This window comes from Flavobacterium sp. (genome assembly GCF_027531705.1).
Lineage (GTDB): Bacteria > Bacteroidota > Bacteroidia > Flavobacteriales > Flavobacteriaceae > Flavobacterium.
Map to the genome: position 1 here is coordinate 1 of NZ_JAPZSP010000003.1, position 2,190 is coordinate 2,190.

The 2,190-nt window shown below is 28.2% G+C and carries 3 protein-coding genes and 2 tRNA genes; 2 read left to right on the forward strand and 3 right to left on the reverse strand.

Going from position 1 to position 2,190, the window contains the following annotated elements; translation table 11 throughout:
* Nucleotides 1–1,099: PAS domain-containing sensor histidine kinase (locus O9267_RS00585; RefSeq protein ID WP_298175202.1), on the forward strand; the 1,099-nt coding region annotated here is incomplete at its 5' end.
* Nucleotides 1,092–1,499 carry a response regulator gene (locus tag O9267_RS00590; protein ID WP_298175203.1) on the forward strand — a complete coding sequence of 136 codons (408 nt, stop codon included), beginning with the start codon at nucleotides 1,092–1,094 and terminating at the stop codon, nucleotides 1,497–1,499. The genes O9267_RS00585 and O9267_RS00590, both read left to right, overlap by 8 nt.
* Before the next feature lie 74 nt (nucleotides 1,500–1,573).
* On the opposite strand, the gene rpsT is transcribed toward O9267_RS00590, so the two are convergent.
* The 3 genes from rpsT to O9267_RS00605 form a co-directional block, all read right to left on the reverse strand.
* Nucleotides 1,574–1,825 (reverse strand): 30S ribosomal protein S20, encoded by a 252-nt coding sequence (gene rpsT / locus O9267_RS00595; RefSeq protein WP_298175204.1) that lies wholly within the window; start codon nucleotides 1,823–1,825, stop codon nucleotides 1,574–1,576.
* Between the two features lie 154 nt (nucleotides 1,826–1,979).
* Nucleotides 1,980–2,051, reverse strand: a tRNA-Glu gene (locus O9267_RS00600).
* 48 nt (nucleotides 2,052–2,099) lie between these two features.
* Nucleotides 2,100–2,171: transfer RNA gene (locus O9267_RS00605), tRNA-Glu, on the reverse strand.
* Between the last annotated feature and the right edge of the window lie 19 nt (nucleotides 2,172–2,190).

Genomic DNA, 2,190 nt, shown 5'->3' on the forward strand with positions numbered 1-2,190 from the left:
ACTTAAACTTCTTGAAACAGTTATTACCCAATCAAAAGATTCTGTTATTATAACAAAAACAAATGAAGTCGAAGCAACTATTCCAACTGTCGTATATGTAAATCCAGCTTTCACAAAAATAACTGGATACAAAGCTAAAGATGTAATTGGGAAACCAGCAAGTACTTTTTTCAACAGAAAAGCATTGAAGAAGGACATTTCAAAACTTTCGAATGCTTTAAAAAATAAAGAAGAATTTCAATTTGAATCATTAAATACTAAAAAAACAGGTGAAGAATATTGGATTAATTTTTCAATGACTCCTATAACAAACATTGATGGAGAACATTCGCATTGGATTTCAATTCAAAGAGAAATTACAGAACAAAAAGAAAGAGAAAAAGAAAGAGAACAATTAATCCGCGAATTGACTCAAAACAATAAAGATTTAAAACAATTTTCATATATCACTTCTCACAATCTAAGAGCTCCATTGTCGAATCTGACTGGATTGTTAAATCTCATTAATGATATAAAAATTGATAATCCAGAATTAAAAGAAATCATCAATGGATTTTCAAGCTCTACCAATCTATTAAACGACACAATAAATGATTTAGTTAAAGTTATCATCATCAAAGACAGCCCATCAATTAGTAAAGAAAAAATTCTTATTTCTGAAGTAGTTACTAATGTACTAAGTCAACTAAATAACTTACTAAACTTACATAAACCCGAAATAAAACTAGATTTAGAAAAAACACCCTATTTGGTAACCAACAAATCCTATTTTGAAAGTATTGTATTAAATTTATTAACTAATGCAATTAAATACAGACCAAAAGACAAAACATTAAAAATAGAAATTACATCAAAAGAAATTAATAACAAAATCATACTAAGTTTCAAAGACAACGGTATTGGAATAGATTTAGAAAGAAATAAAGACAAAGTGTTTGGGCTTTACCAACGTTTTCATAATTATCCAGATAGCAAAGGATTAGGTCTATATTTGGTTAAATCCCAAGTAGAAAGTATGGGTGGAATAATCGAAATAGAAAGCGAAGTAAATATTGGAACAAAGTTTACTATAACATTTAAGAACGAAAAAAATGATTGATTTAGTATTATGTATTGATGACGACCAAATTACCTTAATGTTGAGTAAAATGGTAATAAAAAAATCATCTTTTTGTAACGAAATAATAACATTGCAAAATGGTGAAGAAGCAGTCGAATATTTTAAAGAATTAGCCAAACTAGATATAAGTAACACTAAGTATCCATGTCTTATTTTCCTTGATTTAAATATGCCTGTAATGAATGGTTGGGAGTTTTTAGATAGTTATATGAAAAATAATTTCAACACAATATTTGAAAAAACGAAAGTGTTAGTGCTTTCATCTACAATAGATCCTTACGACATTGAAAAATCTAAGTCCTATCCTATTGTTATTGATTTTTTGTCAAAACCTATAAACCAAGATATGTTAGATCAATTAAAAACTTTAAACTACTAAAAATAACTAATAATAAAGCATAAAAAAAAGCTCTCAAATTATGAGAGCTTTTTTATTTCAACTAAAAAAATTAATTACAATTTTGTAACGAATTTAGTCAATTTAGATTTTAAGTTAGAAGCTTTGTTATCATGAATAACATTTTTCTTAGCTAATTTATCAATCATCGAAATTACACCAGCCAATTTAGATGCTGCATCAGATTTATCAGTTGCCATTCTTAATGCTTTTATAGCATTACGAGTAGTTTTATGCTGATATCTGTTTAATACTCTTCTTTTTTCGTTGCTTCTTATTCTTTTTAAAGCTGACTTATGATTTGCCATTTTCTTTTAATTTAATTGTAATTATTATTAATACATAGTTAAAAAAGAAAAACCTCCCACAATTATACAACTAATCGCTTTGGTTTTAACTAATAAAATAAAAACTCGAGACACTGACTTTTTACTTTATAAAACTAATTTACAACTAACGTTGTAGCCCGTAGGGGAATCGAACCCCTCTTACCAGGATGAAAACCTGGCGTCCTAACCGATAGACGAACGGGCCATCATTATCTTTGTAGATAATATTTTTTTTCAATAAAAACTGAACTTGTAGCCCGTAGGGGAATCGAACCCCTGTTACCAGGATGAAAACCTGGCGTCCTAACCGATAGACGAACGGGCCATTACATCATTTTTGTAAT

What these genes read in the sequence shown, in the direction of transcription:
- O9267_RS00590 (WP_298175203.1), top strand. Translation starts at nt 1,092, where the DNA reads ATGATTGATTTAGTATTATGTATTGATGACGACCAAATTACCTTAATG.
- rpsT (WP_298175204.1), bottom strand. Translation starts at nt 1,825, where the DNA reads ATGGCAAATCATAAGTCAGCTTTAAAAAGAATAAGAAGCAACGAAAAA.